Here is a 21,725-nt window from a genome sequence, read left to right as displayed (position 1 = left end):
GAACGCCACAGGGGGAACTTCAGATGCATCGACGACACGACCGGTCACGGGGCCGGTCCACGAGGACGCTGGCGATCGCCACGGCCATCGCACTACCGGGCTCGTTCCTGGCCTTCGCCCAGCCGCCGGCCGCGGCGGCACCGCTCCCAGCGGCGTACTCCGCCGACGCCCACGGCGACATCGTGGGCCTCGACGTCGACCTGCTCTCGCTCGACCTGGCGGGTGTGGCCGTCGGCCACAGCCGCAGCACGGTCGAGAGCAGCGTCGAGGCAGGCACCAGCAGCGCCAACGCCGCGAACCTCGACGGGACCCTGATCGGCACCGGGCTCACCCTGGACGAGCAGTCGACCGTCGCGCCGCCGAGCGGCGACCCGGGCGCCGAGGGCCTGCTCGCGGTCGACCTGGCCCCGGTGGTCACGGTCGGCGCCATCACGGGTGACACCCGGGCCGCCTGCGAGGAGGACCTCGGCACCTGCGTCGCGGCCGACGCCGACGGGGACCGTGTCCTCTCCGACGCCAGGACCACGCTCGCCGGGCTGTCGCTGACGAGCCTGCCCGGGCTGGGCACCCTCGCGGACGTGACCGCCTCGGAGACCCGGACCCGCACCTTCCTGGACGACGACGGGGCCGGGAGCTCCGACGTCGTCTCGCGCACCACGACGACCGTCGGTGACATCAGCCTCCTCGGCGGCGCCGTGACCGTGGACGTCACCAGTCCCGTCGTGCTGGAGGCCCGCTCCGACGGGACGACCGGCACCGCGGGCTACACGAACCCGCCGACGGTGGTCGCCACCGTGGGCGGCCAGCAGGTGACCATTCCTGCCGACGGCCAGCCCGAGCCCATCGACCTCCCGCTGCTGCTCGACCCGCTGGTCGACCTCAGCATCACCGCGTACCCCGCCGAGGACCTGTCCGCGGGCCCGACCGGCGCGGCCACCGCCGACGCGCTGCTGAGCATCTCGCTCGACGTGCTCGACGTCGGGGTCCTCGACGCCGCGAGCGTCGACCTCGACATCGCGCCGATGTCGGTCGAGGCCACGGCCCCCGAGGGCGGCGTCGAGTGTGGCGTCGACGACGAGGCCCCGGCCGCGCCGGTCATCGTGACCCCGGCCGACGGCGAGCTCACCGACGACCCGACGCCGGAGTTCTCCGGCACCGCCGAGCCCGGCTCGACCGTCGTGGTCGAGGACGCCCAGGGCAACGAGGTCTGCTCCGCCGAGGCCGCCCCCGTCACCGGCGCCTGGAGCTGCTCACCCGCCCAGCCCCTCCCCGACGGCGAGGCCACCTACACTGCCACCGCCACCGACGACGCCGGCAACACCTCACCCGAGGACAGCGTCACCTTCGAGATCGACACCGCCACCACCGTCACCATCGTGACCCCGGCCGACGGCTCGACAACCGACGACACCACGCCCACCATCACGGGCACCGGCGAGGCAGGCGCCACGATCGAGGTCACCGAGAACGGCATCCCGGTCTGCCAGACCACCGTCGGCCCCCAGGGCGGCTGGAGCTGCACACCCACCCTCCCGCTGCTGCCCGGCGACCACACCCTCACCGCGACCGCCACCGACGAGGCCGGCAACACCGACACCGACACCGTGACGATCACCATCGACCTCGAGGGTGGCGGTGAGCCCGCTCCGCCGGCCGCACCCGACATCACCTCGCCGGCGCCCGGCGCGACGGTGCAGGACACGACGCCGGCGATCTCCGGCACCGGTCAGCCCGGCGCGACGGTCGAGGTCCAGGAGGGCAGCGTCCTCCTGTGCACCGCCGTCGTCGGCGACGACGGACGGTGGTCGTGCAGCTCGGGCGTGGTCCTTCAGCCCGGTCCGCACACCGTGACCGCGACGCAGACCATCGGCGACCGCACCAGCGGGGCCGACACGGTGACCTTCACCGTCGTACCCGCCCCCGGCGACGCCGACGGCGACAACCTGCCGGACCAGCAGGAGGGCACGACCGGGACCGACCCCAACGACCCGGACACCGACGACGACGGGCTCTCCGACGGCCAGGAGGTCAACACCACCGGCACCGACCCGCTGGACGACGACACCGACGGCGACGGTCTCACCGATGGCGCCGAGGTCGACGTGCACGGGACTGCCCCGACCGACGCGGACACCGACGACGACCGGATCACCGACGGCCGCGAGGTGGCGGGCGTCCGGATCCGTCAGCGCTTCGAGGTCTGCGGCAGGAAGGCGCGTACGGCGATCCTGGTCCGGACGAACCCGTTGTCGAAGGACACCGACAAGGACGGGCTGAGCGACGGCACGGAGGTCAGGGGCGTCAAGATCAAGCAGAAGGTGAGGACCAAGAAGAAGTCCTTCAAGATCGGCAAGACACGGACGAACCCGACGAAGAAGGACTCCGACCGCGACGGCCTGAAGGACAAGGTCGAGGTGACCGGCAGCGCCAACAAGCGGTTCGGCCGGGACCGCACCGACCCGACGAAGTGCGACACCGACCGTGGTGGCGTACGCGACGGTGCCGAGGTGCGCGCCAGGTCCAACCCGGCTGACTGGCGTTCGGGTCCGCGTGACCCGCGCGTCCGAGAGAGCCGGACCGGCGCTGGCACCTTCGGCGTCGGCTGAGACGTCGCGCCCCTGGGGTGCCGGTGGGCCGGGCGGTCGTCCGCCCGGCGCACCGGCACCATTACGCTCCGGGGGTGGAGGATCACCTGCCGCAGTCCGTGCGGGTCGAGCGCCGCCCCGTGTCCGAGCACGAGTCGCGCAGCGCCAACGGGCCCGACTGGGACCGCTACGCCGACGAGTACCAGGCCACCCACGGGGCGTTCCTCGGTGACGCCGGCTTCGTGTGGGGCCCGGAGGGGCACACGGAGGACGAGCTCGGGATCCTCGGCGACGTGTCCGACCTCGACGTCCTCGAGGTGGGCAGTGGCGCCGGTCAGTGCTCGCGCTGGGTGCGCACGCACGGCGGCCGCGGGTTCGGGCTCGACCTGTCGCACCGCCAGCTGCAGCACTCGCTGCGCCTCGACGCGGAGACGGGGGTGGCGGTGCCGTCCGTGCGGGGCACCGCGACCGCCCTGCCCTTCGCCGCCGGCAGCTTCGACGTCGTCTTCTGCTCCTTCGGCGCCCTCCAGTTCGTCAGCGACATCGACGTCGCCGTGGCCGAGGTCGCCCGGGTGCTGCGCCCGGGAGGGCGCTTCGCGTTCTCCGTCACCCACCCGACCCGCTGGATGTTCCCCGACGACCCGGGCGAGGCCGGCCTGACCGCGACGCAGTCCTACTGGGACCGCACGCCCTACGTCGAGGTCGACGACGAGACGGGCGTGGTCGCCTACGTCGAGCACCACCGCACGCTCGGCGACTGGGTGCGCCTCCTCGCAGCGGCCGACTTCAGGCTGGTCGACCTCGTCGAGCCCGAGTGGCCCGAGCAGCACGACCGGGTCTGGGGCGGTTGGTCACGCACCCGCGGGCTGCTGACGCCGGGCACGGCGATCTTCGTCGCGCTCCTGGCGGGCTGACCACCACCGGGTTCCGGGGTAGCCTGCGCCATGCGCTGGCGTCGATCCGACCGGCCCCGACGCCGCCCCGGGTCGGTGGCAGCCGCGGGGACGCTGGTCGTCCTGGGCACCTGCTCGTGCCTGACCCCGGCGCCCGTCGGCGCGAGCGTCGCGACGGCACCCCCCACACCTGCGAGCGCGGCTCGGGCGGCCGCCCCCACCGACCGGGACCGCGACGGCCTGTCCGACCGGGTCGAGCTCGGCGCCACCGCCCTGGCGCGACCGTCCCTCGCGCCGCTGACCACCGCCTTCGCGCGACGCCGCAGCCAGCCGGTCCGCCTGCTCTTCCTCGGTTCCTCCACGACCTACGGCGTCGGTGCGAGCTCGGCGGCCGCCGGCTTCGTCGACCAGGTCGTCGCGCGGCTCCAGTCGCGGTTCCCTGTCGGCACCTCGACCAGCCGGCCGCCGCGCCGGCTGGCCGAGAGCACCGACCGGCCGGACGGGAGGCCCGGGGTCCAGGGGGTCAACGGCGCCGCGGGGGGCTCGACCGCGGCCACCTACTTCAGCCCCGCGCACGAGTACGCCGTCCGCGTGCTGCAGCCGACCTGCGTGCTCCACATGATCGGTTCCAACGACAGCGTCGCCCGCGTGCCCGCCGCGACCTTCGTCTCGCAGGTCGAGGACGTCGTACGCCGCATCGACGCGGTCAGCACCCACCCTCCCTGCCACGTGCTGCTGCAACCTGTGCGTCGCTACCAGGTGTCCGTCGAGGCCTGGCAGGACTACGGCAACGCCCTGGAGCAGCTCGCGCTGCGACGCCCGCGCGTCACGTTCGCCGACCTCGGGAGCACCTTCGAGGCGCAGGACGCGCTCGGTGCCGACCCGCACGACCTCGTCGGACCGGACGCGGTGCACCTCACCGATGCCGGGCACGCGCTGCTGGCCCGGACACTGGTCGACGCGCTCGCCCTCACCCGCCGTGGCCTGGGGACGGGCACCGACCCGGGACGGCCGGACACCGACCGCGACGGCCTGACCGACGCGCGCGAGATCCACGGCTACGTCGTACGCCAGCGCGTGGTCGCCTGCTCGGGTGCGGTCCGGCTGCGGTTCCGGGTCCGGAGCGTGGCCTACCTGCGCGACACCGACGACGACTCCGTCACGGACCGGCGCGAGGCCGAGGGCTACCGCCTCGCGGACGGCCGCGTGGTGCGCACCGACCCGACCCGCGTCGACACGGACGGCGACGGCCGCACCGACGGCCGCGAGGCGGCGCGACCACGCGCGGACCCGACCAGGTGCGACTGACGGCCGACGAGCCGGGTGGCCCGTCGGCCGCCAGGCACGACCTCGGGTGCGTCAGGCCGCGTGCGTCGCCTCGCGACGGTTGCGCAGGAGCATCACCAGTCCGGCTGCGAGGAGGAGCAGGCCGAGGATGCCGCCGATGAGGGGCACCCAGATGCGGATCAGCTTGAGCTGCGTCGCGAGGGAGGAGTAGGTGTCCACGTTGTCGGAGATGGTCTCGGCGTTGTAGCCGATGGTCACGTCGGTCAGGGTCGCGACCTGCTCGCCCTCGTACTCGGCGACGCTGAACTGGTCCTCCTGGCCGCGGATGATGACGCCGGTCTCCGGCTCGATCCACAGGGTGCGCGTGTTGGAGTAGACGCGGTCGAGGGTGACGTCACCCTCCTCGTCGATGTCGAAGAAGGACGCCGGCGCGGTGATGTTGCCGACGGTCGTCGGCGGGATGACCTGCTCGAAGCGGTAGACGTCGAGGCCCTCGATCGTCTCCTCCTCCTTGAACTCGATCTCGGGAGCCTCACGCAGCGAGCCGTCCCAGAAGCGGTAGGTCTTCTTCTCGGTCTGGAACGGGAACTTGAAGTAGAGGCCCTCGAACCCGATCGTGTCCTTCTCCTCGACCCCGCGGTCGTCGGCGGTCGTGCTGGTGTAGGTGTCGCAGCACTTGACCGTCTCGCCGGTGTGGCGGTCGAAGGCGACCAGGTCGTGGTTGCCGGACCGGGGCGGGTTGTCCGCGCTGACCTCGGCGCCGGGCTCGTCGGTGTAGACCAGGGTCTCCCAGATGGCGATGTCGCGATCGAGCTCCTCGCTGGCCTTCTCGGAGGCCTCCACGTCGCCGACCACGTTGCGGGTCGACACCAGGTCGACCGTGATCTCCTGCTGGCTGGCGATGTCGAAGATCGTGGCGCCGGGTCCCTCTGACACCGAGACCGTGTCCTGGTCGAGGGGAACCACGGCCAGTCGGTCGTAGGCGTAGAACCGGGCCAGCAGGGCCACCCCCAGGACGAACACACCCAAACCCGTCAAGATGACGGCCAGCTTCTTACCCACCTGCACTCCTCAAAAGTGTGTTCGTGCTCACGCGACGCGCGAACGTTACCAGCCAGTCACCTCGTCGGCACCCGTCTTCGCAGCACCTTCCCCAACCGGGTTGATCTCGACCACGACGACCGCGTGGGCGGTGTAGAGCAGGCGGTCGTAGGGCGTCCCCCAGGCCTCGTCGAGCGGGACCTCGCGCCACTGGTTGCGCGTGCGGTCGCGGCGCAGCGCCCGCATGCGGGCGACCCCGGGCACACCGTCGCGCAGACGGGCGTCGAGCGCCGCGTTGTAGCCGACGGGGTGCGTCACCCAGAGCCGACCGCCCGGCGCCACATGCGCGCGCAGCCGCTCGATCGCCCGCAGCGGCTTGTCGTCGTCGCGGACGTCCTCGTCGAGCCCGACGTGCTCGAGCGTCGAGATCGCCAGCACCAGGTCGAACTCCCGGCCGAGGTCGAGGTCGGCGACGTCCTCGTTGAGCACGCCGGGCGCCCGCTCGTACTTGTCGACGACGGTGTGCCCGACGGGGGCGTAGTGGCTGAGGACGTTGCCGACCTCGAGGACGCTCGCTCCGGCGTGGCGCTCGAGGAGGTCGAGTGCCATGGCGACCTCGACGGCTCGCTCGTTGAGCCACGTGTAGTGGTAGTGGTGCACGAAGTAGGGCAAGCGACGCCCGTCCCACTCGAAGAAGCCGTGGTCGCGGCCTCCCCCCGGTCGTCCGCGCCACCAGTCCCAACCCCACTGCGCGCAGGAGCGCAACACGTCGGCCGCCCCCCGGTCGCGGGAGAACGAACCCACTCGGGACAGCACGGAGCGACCCCGTCTCAGCAGCAGCATGCGCGAACCCTAGTGGCGCGTGCGAGACTCGGCCCCATGGTGGGCCCGAACCAGGAGGCAGCCACGGTCGCCTTCCCGGCCCTCGACTCACTGCGGGCGGTGGCGGCCGTCGCCGTCCTCGCCACGCACGCAGCCTTCTGGGCCGGGGCCTACGCGCACCCGGTCGTCGGGACGGCGCTGTCCCGGCTCGACGTGGGCGTCGCGGTGTTCTTCGTGCTGTCCGGCTTCCTGCTGTCCCGGCCGTGGATCGCCCGCCACCGCGCGGGGCTCGCTCCGCCGTCGACGCTGCACTACCTGTGGAAGCGGGCTCTGCGGCTCGTCCCGATCTACGTCATCACGGTCATCGCCGCGCTCACGCTCCTGCCGGGGAACCGCGGCGCCGGAGTCGGCCAGTGGGTGACGACGCTCCTGATGGCCGACATCTACGTCGACGACCGACTGCCCGACGGGCTCACGCAGATGTGGAGCCTGTCGACCGAGGTGGCGTTCTACCTGGTGCTGCCGCTGCTGATGTGGGTGGGGCTCGCCCGCGTGGGGGGGCGTCGCGCCGACCGCCTCGGCCTCGTCACCCTGGCGATGTCGGCGACGACCGTCGTGTGGCTGATGGACCTCTCCGTGCGGTGGGACTGCGGGGACACGATGATCCGTCTCTGGCTGCCGTCCTACCTCGTGTGGTTCGCGGTCGGCATCCTCCTCGCGTCGTACGACGTCCGCTCCCGCGAGGACCGCGACGCCGTGCCCGACCGCGTGACGGCCGTCGTCCGTGAGCTCGGCCGCTCCCCCGGCCTGTGCTGGCTCGCCGCGGGCGCGTTGTTCGTGATCGCGGCGACCCCGCTGGCCGGACCGCCCGACCTGACGCCGACCACGCTCGGCGCCGCCTTGACCAAGAACCTGCTCTACGCGGCGATCGCCGGCTTCGTGATCCTGCCCGGGGTCTTCGGCCCGGCTGACGGCCGCTTCGTCCGCATCCTGTCGTCCCCGGCCCTGCGCCACGTGGGGCACCTGTCCTACGGCATCTTCTGCGTCCACCTGGTCCTGCTCGAGCTCATCGCCGACTGGCGCGACATGCCGCTCTTCGAGGGACGCGGGATCGAGCTGTTCGCGCTCACACTGGCTGCCTCACTGCTCGTCTCGGAGGTGCTTCACCGGGCCGTCGAGCGTCCCACCCTGCGCCTGCGCAACGTGTGGTGGCGTGGGTCGACGTCGACCGAGACGAGCGCACCCAGCGCCACGGCGACCAGCAGCTGGGGCAGCACCAACGCCCCGGCCCAGCCGTCGGCCGAGCCCAGCGGCCGCCACCAGTAGACGAGTCCCGCGACGACGATCGGCAGCCCCGCCGCCCACGCCACCGACGGGCTGCTCACCCAGCGCCGGGCCACGACGGAGGCTGCGGCGCCGGCGAGTCCTGCCGCGAGGCCCCACCACCCGAGGACGAGCCCCAGGGTGGCCACCCCGGCGACGGGCACGACCCAGGCCGCCACGCGGGTGCCCGAGGGTTCCGGGACCGGTCGCCGACGCCCCCGCAGGAGCAGCGTGGCCCCGGCGAGCAGCGCCAGCAGGAACGCGCCGACGGCGAGGGCCACGCGGTAGGCGCGATCGGGGGCGTAGCGCAGGTCGAGCGTCGCGACGCCCTCGGGCAGGTGCCAGGCCTGCTGCCACCCGTCCGCGACGAGCGGCGCGGCCGTCGAGCCGTCCGGGAGCTCGGCGCGCCAGCCGGGGTTGGCGTTGTGCCGCACCGCCACCACGCCGCCATCCGCCCCCACAGCCGCTTCGCCGTCCGTGCCGGCGACGTCGAGGACCGCGGTCACCGGCGACGTCGGGGAGACGACGGCCTGTGACGCAGGGAGGGGGCCTGCGGCACCGGGACGGGAGAAGGTCACGGCTGTCGGACGGAAGGCCGGGGCCGGCGCGGCGACCACGCGGGTGGTCGGTGAGTCGAGGCCGACCGTCGCGGGTCCGCAGGCACGTGCCGGCAGCGCCTCGGCGTCGAACAGCTGGCGCGGCGAGGCCGTGACGCTGCTGGCGAGCAGGGTGTCGCCGACCCGGAGCGGGGGACCGAAACCGCACCCGATGTCGACCGGGGTGTCGGACAGGCTCAGTGGGAGCAGGCCCGTGCCGGGCAGGCGCAGCTCGCTGATGCCGACCGGGAGCTTCTGCAGGTCGCCCCCGCGAGAGCGGCCGTAGGCCCGCTCCTCCCCGATCACCCGCACCGAGACCCGCGAGGCGCGGAAGGGCTCGAGATCGGCCCGGCCGGACGAGTCCAGTCGCACGACCTGTCGTCCGCCGGGGTGCACCACCTCCAGCCGGGTCGGTCGCGAGGCGGCCGCCTGCCGGTCGAGGGAGAGCCGGATCTCGCGCACCCGGCGCTCGCCGATCCAGGTCACGTCGAGGGTCGGGTCGGCATCGTCCTCCTCGGCCAGCCAGGTCGTGCCGGGGCGGCCGTCGATCGCTGCCAGGGCGGACGCCCGGGCGTCGGCGACGGCGTTCGACGACGCGCTGATGTTGACCAGCTGGTCCCTCAGCATCAGCCCGGTGAGCGCGTCGCCGGCGACCGGGCGCACCTCCAGCGAGACCCCGTAGTCCGCTCCGCTCCCGAGGCGCACCGTCCGGTCGACCACTCCGCCGCCCTCGTCGGGGCGGGCTCGGCCCGGAGCGCAGCGCACGTCATCGTCCACCTGCACGCACGCGTCGGTGGACGGATCTGCCGACAGGAGCACGTGGTCGGGCGGACCCCACGCGGCCGGCACCTCGGGCAGCACGAGCGTGCGGTCGATGTCGAGGCCGTCGCCACGGACCTCCGCGACCGACAGCTTCGGCACGGGTCCGTCGGCGTCGGAGGCGCGCACCCGCAGCCACGATGTCGTACCGTCCGGCAGGTCGACGACGACCTCCTCCCCGGCCGGGGCGCGCACGGCGCGGGAGCTGCCGGCGGCCGTCTCGACGACGATCGTGGGGTCCTCCTCGGACCCCGTGTCGCCGGTGACCACGGTGACCTGGTTGACCTGTGTCGGCCGCTCGAGCTCGACCTCCACCCACGGTCCCTCGCCCCGCGACGGGCCGGACTCCCACTGCGTACCGGGCCGGCCGTCGAACGCTGCGTAGGGCAGCGTCTCGGGCCGCACCGGTCCGACCGTGTCGGCGTAGGCACGGGATCCGGACGCCGTGACCGACCGCGCTCCGATGAGGCGCGCGGTCGTCTCCCACCGGCTCGCGCCTGCCTGGAGGTAGTCCCGGGCCGGGGCTCCGCGCCGACCGGCGTCGTCGGCCTCGAGCGTGGCGGAGCGCCCGTCGTGGACACGGGCGAAGGTCGCCTCGCGGCGCCGCAGGCCGTCGGTGAGGAGCAGGGGCCCGCGAGTCGACTGCTCCGCACCGGCCTCGTCGGCGTCGACGGCGAGCACGGCCGGCGCGTCTCCGATCAGGCCGGCGTCGAGCAGGCCGAGCAGGTCCTCCGGGCCGCCGACGACGAGCGGCGGAGCATCCGTGGCCGCCGCGTCCGTCGCACCGGCCACGGAGTAGACCTCCACGGCCGGGTAGGACGAGTGCCAGCCGCCTTCCGCGACCAGCGTCGTGCCACGGTCCGACTCGAGCCGGGTGGGGCCGCCGACGTCCGGACCGAAGTCGGCCACCTTGACCAACCCGGGCGAGCCCTCGATGGCCTGGTGCACCAGCACCGGGAGCGGTACATCGTCGGAGGGCCGCAGGTCGTTGCGCACCACGAGCAGCCCGACCCCGGCGCGCGCCAGGAAGGGCGCGAGCCCGGCCGACGGCTCCCCCGTCGCCAGCCGCTGCTCGACCGCGTCGAGCATCCGGATGTTGCCCGGCGGCGCCAGGGGCACCGCGTTGCGCACGGCCCATCCCGTCACGCCGTAGGACTGCACGGGCTCGTCCTCGGGCGTGCCCCACAAGTAGGTGGCGAAGCTCGAGCCCGGCACGAGGAGCGCCGTGCCGCGGCCCGGGTCGTCCTCGCGCTCGTCCTCGAGCCACGACACGGCCCGCTGCCAGTAGTCCGGGACGTCCTCGAAGTCCTGCGCGGGCGCGATCCGGCCGGCCAGGGCCGGGCTGGCCACGCCGGCGACGGCGACGCTCGCCAGGACGACGAGCCCGACGCTGGCCACGCGCGGACCGTCCTCGAGCCGCGCGCGCCAGTCGCGCCGACCGGGGCCGGGCGCCGGCACGGCGGCCGCAAGGGCGCCGAGCAGGTGGGCGAGGCCGAGCACCAGCGGCAGCCGGACCACCGGGTCGAACTTGTGCACGTTGCGCAGCGGCGCGAGGGCGCCGTCGAGGGCCGAGCGCTCGGCACCGGCGAACCAGCCGTGGACGGCTCCGGAGTGCCCGATCGACACGAGCACCAGGCCCGCCAGCAGGCCCAGGACCAGCACCCGGCGGTGCGGGTTGCTCCGCAGCGACAGACCGACGAGGCCGATGACCAGCAGCACGGCGCCGTTGATCGCGACGTAGCCGGTCGCGATCAGGTCGTTGCCGGCCCGCCAGGTCGCGTCGACGTAGGGCACCCAGTGGGACGTGCCCCGCAGGACGTCGAACGGGGTGGTGGGGAACGTGGTCACCGAGGCCGTCTCGATGAAGTCGAGGAAGGGCGGGCTGTAGCCACCCAGGAGGAACAGCGGCACGAGCCACCACAGCGTCCCCATCCCGACGAGGACCGGCCACCAGATGAGCAGGGCGCGCCGACGTGGTCCGGGCGTGCGGGTCAGCAGCCAGACCACGCCGAGCGGGAGCACCGCCGAGGTGGCGGCTGCGTTGACGCCGCCGACCGCGGCCACGGCGAGTGCCGAGAGGGCTGCCGCGCGGACCGGCGACCCCCGTCGGGAGCCGATCACGAGGGGCACCAGCACCCACGGAGCCAGCGCCATCGGCCAGGCCTCGATGGAGATGGGGCCGAGGGTGGTGAGGATGCGCGGCGACAGGGCATAGGCGAAGCCCGCGACGAGCCGGCTGGTGGGCGTGCCCAGCCCGAGGGCGCCGGCCAGCTTCACGACGCCGAGGAAGGCGACGACCAGAAGGAGGGACCACCAGGCCCGCTGGACGACCCACTCCGGGACCGAGGCGAGGTCCCCGAGCCAGAAGAAGGGACCCATCGGGAACAGGTAGCCGTAGGCCTGGTTCTGCACCTGCCCGAACCCGCCCGTCGGGTCCCACATACGCAGCGCCCGACCGAGCATCGCCCCCGGGTCGGCGACGAGGTCGAACTTGGTGTCGCTCACCTGCCGACCGGGCCGCTGGGCGAACGCCAGCGCCACCAGCACCAGGCAGGAGACGAACAGCCGGAAGCGCCACGTGACGGCCGACGGCGTCGTGTGGGCGGGTGGGGACGTCATCGACGGCGCAGGACGATGACCAGGTTCCAGGTGACGACCTCGCGCAGGAGCGGCACCCGGGACAGCCACCGCGCACGGGCGGGGTTGTAGCGCGGGACGACGTCGAGGACCTCGCCCGCGGTCTGCGAGGCCGCCCACCGCCGGCCGGCACGCACCGTGACCGCGAACAGGGACTCGCCGAACTTGTTCTTGGGCTCGTGCCCGTGGCTGCGCCGGTAGCGGCGCCGGGCGCGGCGACCGCCGAGGTAGTGCCAGGGGGACGTCTCGTGCCCGCCCCAGGGGCCGTACCAGACGGTGTAGGAGATGAAGGTCAGCCCGCCCGGTCGGGTGACCCGCACCATCTCATCGGCCATGCGCCACGGGTCGTCCACGTGCTCGAGCACGTTGGAGGAGTAGCAGATGTCGAAGGTCCCGTCGGCGAACGGAAGCTGCATCCCGCTCCCGAGCACCGTGCGGGGTGCGATGTCGCCGAGGCCAGCGAGCTCGCCGACGTCGGCGTCGAGCGCGAAGTAGGTGGCACCGGCGCCCTCGAACGCGGTGCGGAAGTAGCCCGGTCCACCACCCACGTCGAGCATCCGGGCGCCGGCGAGGTCGGTGTAGTGAGACACGTGGCCGACGGCGTCGTCGGCGAGCTGGCCGTAGAACACCTCCGGCTGCGTCTGCTCCACCCGGAAGGCACGGAAGAGGCGCACGGAGCGGCGCAGCGAGGGAGCCCAGGCCGACGGAGCGGACAAGGACTGCGGCGGCACGCGGCGACTGTAGCCGATGGTGCGGCCGGGGGCGGCGCTTCGCGGTCACGCGTGGGTAGCGGCGATGCGCAAGCCCCAACGTCCGGCCATGATCTAATCGCCCGCGTGGTAGCGAGCACCGCGGTCGAATGGGAGGACACGCCCGCCGACGAGGCGCGGGCCCGTCGAGCGGCGGAGATCGCGAGCCTCACCGGGCTCCGGGGCTTCGCCGCGCTCATGGTCGTGCTCATCCACACCTCGGGCCGCACCACGTTCGACTGGCTCGGCCTGCCCACGTACGGTCCGGTGAGCCTGTTCGTGCTCTCGGGATTCCTCCTCTATCGACCCTGGGCGCGCTGGAGCCTCCGCCTGGCGGATCGGCCCGCCCTCGGCCGTTTCGCCATCCGGCGCGTCACCCGCATCTTCCCCGCCTACTGGGTGGTGCTCCTCGCGGTGGCGTTGGTGATCCCGGCTGCTCGCCCGGACGGCGTGGAGGGGTGGTTGCGCGCGTTGTCGCTCACCTGGATCTACGAGGTCGAGCCGACTCGCGCGGCCCTCCTGCACACCTGGAGCCTGGCGACCGAGGTGTCGTGGTACGTCGCGCTTCCCGTCATGGCCTGGGTCACGGGCCGCCTCGCACGCCGCGGCAGCGGCACCGCTTCGCTGTGGACGTGCGCAGCGCTCATCTCGCTGGCGCTCCCCATCTCGATCGGGTGGCGTCTCTGGACCGCGGAGGCCGACCTCACCGGACAGCTCCTCTACCCCTACTGGCTGCCCTCGTTCCTGTTCTGCTTCGCCGGTGGCGCGCTCGTGGCCCTGCTGGCGGAGGCACAGCGAGCCCGTCTCGTACCGCTGAGCGGGTTGGTTCGCTTCTGCGCCGACCGGTGGGCACCGTTGGTGCTGACCCTCGCGCTGGTCGCACTGGCCACCTCGTCGCTCGGAGGGCCGTCGGGATTCGTCCCGGTGACCTTCGGCGAAGACCAGCTGCGCACCTTCACCGCAGCCTCGATCGCGTGCCTGCTCCTGTGCGTGGTCGTCTTCGGCCCGCCGCAGGTGCCGACGAACCAGCTGCTGAGCCGACGGTGGTTCGTGGCCATCGGCCGGTGGTCCTACGGCATCTACCTCTGGCACCTGCCCGTCATCGTCATCCTCGAGCGGGACATCACGTTCCCCGACGGCGTGCTGGGTCTGCTGTGGCGCCTCGTGTGGGTCCTGGGGATCTCGATCCCTCTCGGCGCGGCGACCTACGCCTGGGTGGAGCGACCGACCATCGCGTGGTCGCGACGTCCCCACCTGGCGGGCTTCCGCGGTCGGCGTGCCCCTGCCGGTGACCAGAGCGCCAGCAGCAGCACCAGCGCCCAACCCGCTACCGCCGGCCCGGCCACCCAGCGCAACACCTCGCCGGAGGCGTAGCGGACGCTCACCCTCGCGACCCCTTCCGGCACCTGCCACGCCTGGGCCCACCCGTCCACGGTGAGCGACCCCAACTCCCGCCCGTCGGCGACCGCGGCCCAGCCCGTGCCGGCGGGCACGGCCAGCACGAGCGTCGCGGGCTCGTCGGGGTCGACGTCGAGGACCCTGGTGCGTGGGCGGGCGCCGATGGTCCCGGCCGGCACCACGTCACCGCTGTCTGCGTCGGCGCCGGCATCGACGCCGTACTCGTCCACCTCGCCGAGGACCCCGTCGGGTGGTGCGAGCACCAGCCCCGTCGGGATCCAGGCAAAGGACGCCTCGACGCTGACCCGCACGTCACCGGCCCCCAGGACCGGGCGGTCGCACAGGACGGCGGGGACGACCGACGCCTCGACGACCTGCCGGGCGGAGGCTCGTACGGCGGTCTCGTAGGACTCGCCGTCGATCGACACGTCGGGGCCCGAGCCACAGGGCAGCTGCTCGATGTCGTCGGCGTCGTAGCGGACCGCAGGCGCACCGACGACCTCCACCTCCGACACTGCGATCGGCACCGCCTGCACCCCGCCCGTGAGGGAGTCTGCCGACGCCTGGGGCACCTCGGCCTCGAAGGCGAGCGTCACCTCGCGGGTGCGCACCTCGGGGAGGTCCACCACGCCGTCGGCGCCGATCTCGCCCGACTCGGTCCGGGCGCTGTCGCCGTAGGTCACGACGACGTGGGTGGGCAGGCTCGCCAGCCGCCGGGCGGCGGTCGTCACGCGTACGTCGGTGACCGACGCCGGCCGCTCCCAGGCCAGCGTGAGCGTGGGAGCCACGTCCTCCGGTGAGGGTCGCCACGCCGTGGCGGGGTCAGCATCGACTGCGGCCTGGGCCCCCGCCACGAGGTCGGAGGAGGCGACGCTCGACGCCGTCGCGGCGATGGTGGGCCGCGCAAGACGGTCGGCCAAGCGGCTCGACTCCGCACTGTCGACCGCGCGCACCCACGCGCGTCCGGCGACCTCCCCGCTACGCGAGGCGCGCACGACCCGGCTGAGCGGACCGGAGTCGGGGCCGTCCACGCTCACCCCGCGGTTGCACACCGTCTCGCTCGCCGCGGGGTCCGCCGCTCCCCCGATCGCGAAGGACGGCACGCAGGTCGCGAGGCTGGCCGGCCGGGCGGCGAGGATCCACGAGTCCGTCTCGGGTCCCTCCACCACGAGCTGCTCCTCCACCTGGAGCCCCGGCACGGCGAGCTCGGCGATGGCGAAGCTGCTCCCAGCGGACACGGTGCCGCTGACCCCGGTGGCGACCACCCGCAGACGGGCGGTGCGGCCGATCCCCGCCAGGGCCACCGCGCCGTCAGCGGGCACGTCGACCTCCGTCGAGCCGTTGTCGGAATCCAAGCGGACGCGGGTGACCTGGTAGGACGCGAAGGGGTTCTGCACCACCTGGAGCGCGCCGGACGTCAGGTCGGTCACGCCGTCGAAGGAGATCTCCCACCACTCGTCCACGACCTCACCACGTCGCGACTGCCAGGACGTGAAGGCGTTGCCGTCGACCGCGGCGGTCGCGACCGCTCCGACGCGTCGGCGGTGGGAGTCCAGGTCGGCGGCTGAAGAGGATGCGCGCACCTCCTGCGCCCCCGCGAGGGCTCGGGCGGCCGTCGTCGCCGGCGCGGCGCCGGGCGGGACCACGGCGCGCGTGTCGTCCGGCTCCAGCACCGGCCCGCGCGGGTCGTTCGCGACGCGAAGGTCGACGTCCTGCCTGCGCGCGCTGTCCGACACGACGTCGACCGACTCCGCGCCATCGTCACGCAGCACGAGCGCGGGCGTCTCCGACAGGCCCGCGTCAGCCAGGTCACCGACGACAGAGGCGTCTCCCGCGACCGCCCACGGGGCACCGTCGTGCACCGCTCCGTCGGCCGCCTCGTCGAGCGCCCAGATCTCGATCGACCCCGTGGGGTCGCGGACACCGAGGTCCACGATGCCTGTCGTAGTGGCGGCGTCGCCCTGGTCGTCCGCACCGATCACGGCGACCCTCGTGGCGCCCTGCCGGGTCAGCGCGTGCCGGACGAGGGCGAGCGGCCGCTCCCGGTCCTCGGCCGCCGGGACGTCGTTGCGCAGCAGGACGTAGGAGATGCCGAGGTGCCGGAGGACGGCCGCGGTGCCGGCACCCTCGTGCCCGCGGTCCAGCCGGCCGAGAGCCGCATCCAGCGCGGTCGTGGCCGCAGGCCCCGACAGGGGCAGGGTGTCGCGCGCGACCCACGGACGGCCCCGCAACGCGTCCTGGACGGCTGGAGCGACGCGTCCGGCGGTCACGGACGGGAGCACGAGGACCCGCCCCGGGGGCGCGGTCCGCGACCACGCGGCCACGCCGTCCCACTGATCGGCGTCGACACCCGACGGCTCGGACACCTGCTCCTGCACGGCGAGCATCGGCCCGGCCACCGAGACCAGGACGAGGACGGCGAGGCCGGCTGCGACCAGACCGCCGCCGGGCGCCGGGCGCCACGTCCAGGGACGCGGCAACCGATCGATCAGGTGGTCGACCAGCGGCGTCCAGGCCAGCAGGGCCGAGAGCCCCAGCAGGCCACCCAGCACCGCCCACGGCGCGGGCACGGTGTCGGTGGCCGTCGCCGCAGAGGCAGGCACCGGCAGCCACTCGGGCCATTCCCCGCTGATGACGCCGACCAGCGTCGCCACGCCCACGAGCAGGAGCAGGGCCCCGACGACGGCGCGGGCGCGCCCCACGCGCAGGGCGAGCGCGCTCACCGCCACGGCCAGCGGCGCGAGCAGCAGCACCACGGTCAGGGCCGTGGCGGTCGACGTGAGGCCGGCGGCCTCGGCGAGCCCCGCGGCGTCGAGATCGGTGGTCAGGCCCGTCACCGAAGTGGCGTACGACGCCTCCCACACGTAGGCGGCCACCCACCAGGAGGACGAGACGAGGGCCAGCACCGACCAGCGCGCGAGCTGGCGTGCTCCACCCGGTCGCCGAGCGGTCGCGAAGGCCGTCACCAGGCCGGCCGCGAGCGCGGTGAGGGCCCATGGGGGCGTCCCGGCACCGGCCAGGCCGAGCCAGGCAGCGGACGCGGCGGCAGCGCGCCAGCCGTCAGCGCCGCGTACCAAGGGCGTCAGCACCCACGGGAGGAGCGCGAGGGTCAGGCCGTCGCCCGGCGAGTGCAGGACCGTCGCGACCTGCACGGGCGCGCAGGCGAAGAGCGCGGCACCCACCCAGGGGGTCCAGGACTCGCTCCCTGCGTCGGGCTCGGAGACCTGAGAGCGCGCCAGGCGCACCGCGCCGACGGCAGCCAGGACCAGGACCAGGACCGACCACGCCACCCGCCCGCCGGCTGGTGCCACGCCGAACACGTCGGTCAGCCACAGGAAGGCGGCGAGCGGGACGTCCCGGAGTCCCTGGGCGCTCGCGTCGCCGAGCGTGCCGGACACCGTCCAGCCGTCGGCGGCGCTTCTGAGCGCACCTGTGGGGTCGGCGGCGAGGCGGGCGTAGGCGCCCGTGAGCGGCTGGGCCGCGGTCACGCGGAGGGCGACGGCGGCAGCGAGGACCGCCACGACCAGCGTGCGGACACCGGGAACCGGCAACGCTTCTCCTCCCCCTCCTCCGGACACGTGTGTCCGATGCGGCCCGGTCACGGTCGGGCGAGCACCCGACCGCACACGGCTCCCACGGCCAGCGCCACGACGACGTCGGACACTACCGGTGGGACGATCACGGCGGAGGCGGACACGGCGACCACGCCGGCGAACGCAAGCGCTCCCACGCAAGCCGCAGCAACCCGCAGGTCGCCACGGTCGCGCGTGAGCCAGCCGATCAGCGCACCCACCGCCAGCGGCAGCGATACGACGGCCAGCACGACGACAGCGGGTACCTGCGTCCACGCAGGTACTCCCGACGACCCAGCGCCCGTATCCCCCGTGTCGAGGGCCGCGTCAGCATCGCGGTGTCCGACGGCACGCACGAGGAGCGTGAGCGCGAGGAGCAGCAGGATCCCGACCAGGACGAGACCACCCGCCAGCGCGAAGCGGAACAGCTTCTGCGGCGCGAAGTCCATGACGACGACGCCCGCCGATCCGGCGGGGACCACGAAACCTTGGCGCCAGCCGTCGAGCACGACCGGGCGCAGCTCGGAGCTCCCGATCCTCGCGGTCCACCCTGCGTTGGCGCTCTCCGCGACCGCGAGGACCGACTCGGACGACACCGACACCTGGACTTCCCGGTGCGTCGGCGACCACATCAGCACGGGTGGCCGGTCTGGGCCGGCGTCCTCTGCGGGGACGGAAGGCGTCAGGACCAGGCTCGACATGACGAAGCCGTTCGGGTTCACCACACGAATCCGGTGCTCCCCCTCGGGCACGTCGACCGACCGTCTGCCGCACGGGATCACAGACAGGTCGGCGCCCGTGCGGATGTCCTCGAGCGTGCCGCTGATCCGGGTCTGGACGGCGCGGCCAGCCACCTCGATCGTCGGCCCGAAGCCGCAGGCCGCGCCGGTCGGGGTGTTCGGTTCGGGTCGGTGCTGAAGGTCCTCGATCCCGTCGACCTCCAGCTCGGAGATGCCCACGCCGTCGAGACCCGCCGGTCCGAACGCCGTCACCCGGAGCTGGTCGGTGCGGATCGGCCTCATCTCACCGGCCGTCTCTCCCCGGGTGGCCACCAGCTGCGGGTCGCCCGTCCCGGGGCCGCCGTCCACGACGACCGTCTCGGGAAGCTCGCCCGGCTGGCCCGGCGAGGTCAGGAGCTGGACACGGGAGACCTTGCGGCGCGGCCCCCAGGTCAGCTGCAGCGCCGCGGCCGGGTCACCGGGGGCCGATGTCCACCCCGTCTCCAGGTCTCCGTCCAGCGCGCCTGCCGCGTTGACCGCCGGGTCGCCGCCGTAGGTCGAGGTCGCCACCACCCGCACCTGGTCCTTCGCCAACGGCGCGAACAGTTGGTCGAGCGCCGGGCCGTGGGTGGCGAAGGCACGACCCTTGATCGTCCAGTTGCCACTCGCACCCACCGTGATGGTGCGGTCGAAACCCGGCGTCTCTGAGGTCTCCCGCTGCCACGCCAGCTCACAGTCGACGAAGTCCTCGACGGTCACGAAGCAGGCACGCTGCGGCGTCTCGGCAGCCAGGAACACGGATGTGTCGGCCGACACCCGTCCCGGGACGACCAGCGACCTGGTGACGTCGATCCCGGCTACCCGCACGTCCGAGAGCCGAACCTGTCCGTCCTTGCTGGCTCCGAGCACGGTGACCCGCAGTCTCCTGGCCGAGTCGTCGTCAACGTCAACATCGGGGACCGACCCATCCGGCTGCACCTCGGCCACGGCGGACCGGTCGTCGGTCGAGATCCGGACCGACGTCACCGGTGCCCCGGTGAAGGTGTCGAACGACAGCGAGACGTCCCCCACCCGGGTCGGTCGGTCGAACCTCGCCTCGATCCACTGGCCTTCCGGACGCGCGAACGGTGCCGTGCCCCAGGCGGTGTAGACGGAGTGGTCGAACGCCGACCAGGGATGCTGCTCGGGGCGCACCGGACCGAGGATGTCGGCGTAGCCCGCAGAGCTGGACGCGAGGATCTCGGCTGCACCCTCATACTCGGCCACCGTCAAGTCCGACGGCATGGCATCGTCCACGTGGTCGTGAGCCACGCGAGTGACGCGGTAGGGCTCGGACGCGGTCATGACCCCCGACCGGGCGTCGTGGACCCGCCCGAAGCTACGTTCGACGCGTCGCAGGCTGTCGGTCACCACGTCGGGACGATCGTCGTCCGCCGCCAGTACCGCGGCGCGGCGACGGGCCACGAGCCCTGCGGCTCGGAGGCGCGGGACGACCTCCGGGGCGCCGTCAACGACCAGCCGGTCTTCCCACTCCTGGACCTCGACGCGTGGCTCGGCGTCGTGGCGCAGCTCATAGACTTCGACGGCGGCGTTCCCGTCGGAGGTGGTGCCGAAGGTGGCGGCCAAGGCGGCGCCCGGCACGCCGGCGACCGCAGCGCGCACCAACGCGTGATCGGTTGCGTCGACCTCATCGGTGGCGAGGTCGTCCCGCACGACCACGTGGGTGACGCCGAGCGCGTCGAGCGCCGCCGGCAGGTCCCGCTCGGGCCGGGGGTCTGCGACCGCCTGCTCGACGGAGTCCAGCAGGCGCAGGGTCCCGGCGGGTGCGACCGTGATCTGCGCACGTGCCATCCACGGGGGGGCGTCGAGCACCTGGATGGGCTCGTCGATCGTGCGCCCCCAGGTCTGGACCGCGAAGCCGACCCCGGGCAGCACCAGCACGCGCGTCGGGTCCGGCTGGTCGCGAAGGTAGGCCGCCGCCTGCCGCCAGCTGTTCGGGACGTCCTCGAACCCCCCGGTGGGTCGCAGCGCGCCGCCGAGCGCGGGGACCGTGGTCGCCAGGACCAGCACGCCCACGCTTCCCGCGACAAGGCGTGGGGCCCACGGACCGGAGGGAAGCCGTCCCTCCCCGACGAGCCGGGGCACGGCCAGCGTGACCCACGCTCCGATGCCCAGGCTGAGCGGAAGCCGCACGAGCGGATCGAACTTGTGGATGTTGCGCAGGGGCGCGAGGACGGTGTCGAGAGCGTGCAACCACTCCTCCGACAGCACGGAGCCGGCCCATCCGCCGCTCCCTGCAGTCAGCACCGCCAGCCCGATCAGGACAGACGTCGCGAGCGCGCGGCGTCCCCACAACCTCGGCTGCAGGAGGCCTACGAGCCCGATGGCGGCTACCAGCACGGTCGAGAGGAGCAGCGGCGCCGACGACGCCAGCTCGTTCCCACCCGTCCAGCCCACCGGACCGCCCCCCGTGAAGAACGCCACCCAGTGGCTGGTCCCTCTGAGCGAAGAGAGCCACCCGGTGGTGCCGGCGGTGCTGGCCGCGGACTCGATGAAGTCGAGGAACGGAGGAGAGTAGGAGCCGAGCAGGAGGAGCGGGACCAGCCACCACAGCGAGGCGAGCGTGACCAGCGCGCCCCAGGCAGCGACGTCACCGGCTCGTCGCCGCAGCGTCCTCCCAGCCGTGAGGACCAGCAGAAGCCCTGGCAGCACCAAGCACGCCACCACGAGAGTGGCGTTCTGCCCGCCCATCACGGGGATCGTGGCAGCGGAGAGGACGAACGCCACCCACGCACGCAGCCGTCCTCGGAGGTAGAGCACGAGCGGCAGCACGGTCCACGGCAGCACGGACCCGGGGAGTGTCTCGCCGCTCAACCCGCCCACGGTCGTCAGCACCCGGGGCGACAGCATGTAGGCCAGGCCGGCGAGGACGGCCCCGTTGGCGCCTATGCCGGGCCATCGAGCGGCGAGCTGTCGGGCGCCCTCGTAGGCCAGCAACATGACAGCCGCTGACCACAGCCGCTCCCAGATCCACATCGGCACACCGAGCACGTCACCGATCAGGAACACTGGGCCCATCGGGAAGAGATAGCCCGACGCCTGGTTCTGCAGGCCCCCGAGAGCCCAGTCGCCGTTCCACAGGTCGACGCTCCGAGCCAAGAGGTCGGCCGGGTTGAGCTGCATGTCGAGCTTGGTGTCGAACGTGATCAGTCCGGGCTGCTGGAGCAGGTTGACCAGGATGACCGAGACGTAGACGAGCACGTGCACACCAGTGGTCCACGATG

At 73.5% G+C, this 21,725-nt stretch carries 9 protein-coding genes and 2 pseudogenes; 5 read left to right on the top strand and 6 right to left on the bottom strand.

Annotation, left to right across the window (positions count from 1 at the left end; genetic code table 11):
• Window positions 1-23: 23 nt before the first annotated feature.
• From NCI01_RS17315 to NCI01_RS17305, 3 genes are all read left to right on the top strand, one after another.
• Window positions 24-2,606, top strand: a complete 2,583-nt coding sequence (locus NCI01_RS17315) for an Ig-like domain-containing protein (protein ID WP_254182738.1) — start codon at window positions 24-26, stop codon at window positions 2,604-2,606.
• Between the two features lie 74 nt (window positions 2,607-2,680).
• Entirely contained in the window at window positions 2,681-3,499 is an 819-nt protein-coding gene (locus tag NCI01_RS17310) for a class I SAM-dependent methyltransferase (protein ID WP_254182737.1), read from the top strand.
• Window positions 3,500-3,529: 30 nt separating this feature from the next.
• Window positions 3,530-4,786, top strand: a complete 1,257-nt coding sequence (locus NCI01_RS17305) for an SGNH/GDSL hydrolase family protein (protein ID WP_254182736.1) — start codon at window positions 3,530-3,532, stop codon at window positions 4,784-4,786.
• A 51-nt stretch (window positions 4,787-4,837) separates the two neighbouring features.
• On the opposite strand, the gene pgfA is transcribed toward NCI01_RS17305, so the two are convergent.
• Both pgfA and NCI01_RS17295 read right to left on the bottom strand, forming a co-directional pair.
• On the bottom strand, window positions 4,838-5,827 hold the full coding sequence (pgfA, locus tag NCI01_RS17300; protein WP_254182735.1) for a cell envelope lipid trafficking protein PgfA: 990 nt from the start codon (window positions 5,825-5,827) through the stop codon (window positions 4,838-4,840).
• A 45-nt stretch (window positions 5,828-5,872) separates the two neighbouring features.
• Complete coding sequence (locus NCI01_RS17295; RefSeq protein WP_254182734.1) at window positions 5,873-6,649, bottom strand: class I SAM-dependent methyltransferase; 777 nt, start codon at window positions 6,647-6,649, stop codon at window positions 5,873-5,875.
• A gap of 36 nt (window positions 6,650-6,685) precedes the next feature.
• Here NCI01_RS17295 and NCI01_RS17290 point away from each other — a divergent pair.
• Window positions 6,686-7,771: pseudogene (locus tag NCI01_RS17290) on the top strand (acyltransferase family protein); the annotation flags it as partial.
• Between the two features lie 20 nt (window positions 7,772-7,791).
• On the opposite strand, the gene NCI01_RS22835 reads toward NCI01_RS17290, so the two are convergent.
• Entirely contained in the window at window positions 7,792-11,985 is a 4,194-nt protein-coding gene (locus tag NCI01_RS22835) for an alpha-(1->3)-arabinofuranosyltransferase domain-containing protein (RefSeq protein WP_254182733.1), read from the bottom strand.
• Complete coding sequence (locus NCI01_RS17280) at window positions 11,982-12,734, bottom strand: class I SAM-dependent methyltransferase (RefSeq protein WP_254182732.1); 753 nt, start codon at window positions 12,732-12,734, stop codon at window positions 11,982-11,984. The genes NCI01_RS22835 and NCI01_RS17280 overlap by 4 nt, the downstream gene beginning before the upstream one ends.
• 105 nt (window positions 12,735-12,839) lie before the next feature.
• Between NCI01_RS17280 and NCI01_RS17275 the strand changes: the two genes are divergently transcribed.
• Complete coding sequence (locus NCI01_RS17275) at window positions 12,840-14,126, top strand: acyltransferase family protein (RefSeq protein WP_308213232.1); 1,287 nt, start codon at window positions 12,840-12,842, stop codon at window positions 14,124-14,126.
• 518 nt (window positions 14,127-14,644) lie between these two features.
• Here the strand turns inward: NCI01_RS17275 and NCI01_RS22985 are convergent.
• Together NCI01_RS22985 and NCI01_RS17265 are read right to left on the bottom strand one after the other, a co-directional pair.
• Window positions 14,645-17,638 (bottom strand): annotated as a pseudogene (locus NCI01_RS22985) (alpha-(1->3)-arabinofuranosyltransferase domain-containing protein); the annotation flags it as partial.
• A 110-nt stretch (window positions 17,639-17,748) separates the two neighbouring features.
• On the bottom strand, window positions 17,749-21,708 hold the full coding sequence (locus tag NCI01_RS17265; protein ID WP_254182730.1) for an alpha-(1->3)-arabinofuranosyltransferase domain-containing protein: 3,960 nt from the start codon (window positions 21,706-21,708) through the stop codon (window positions 17,749-17,751).
• Between the last annotated feature and the right edge of the window lie 17 nt (window positions 21,709-21,725).

It is taken from the genome of Nocardioides pinisoli, from assembly GCF_024199985.1.
Classification (GTDB): Bacteria; Actinomycetota; Actinomycetes; order Propionibacteriales; family Nocardioidaceae; genus Nocardioides; species Nocardioides pinisoli.
This window is presented reverse-complemented; position numbering and strand designations above follow the sequence as displayed.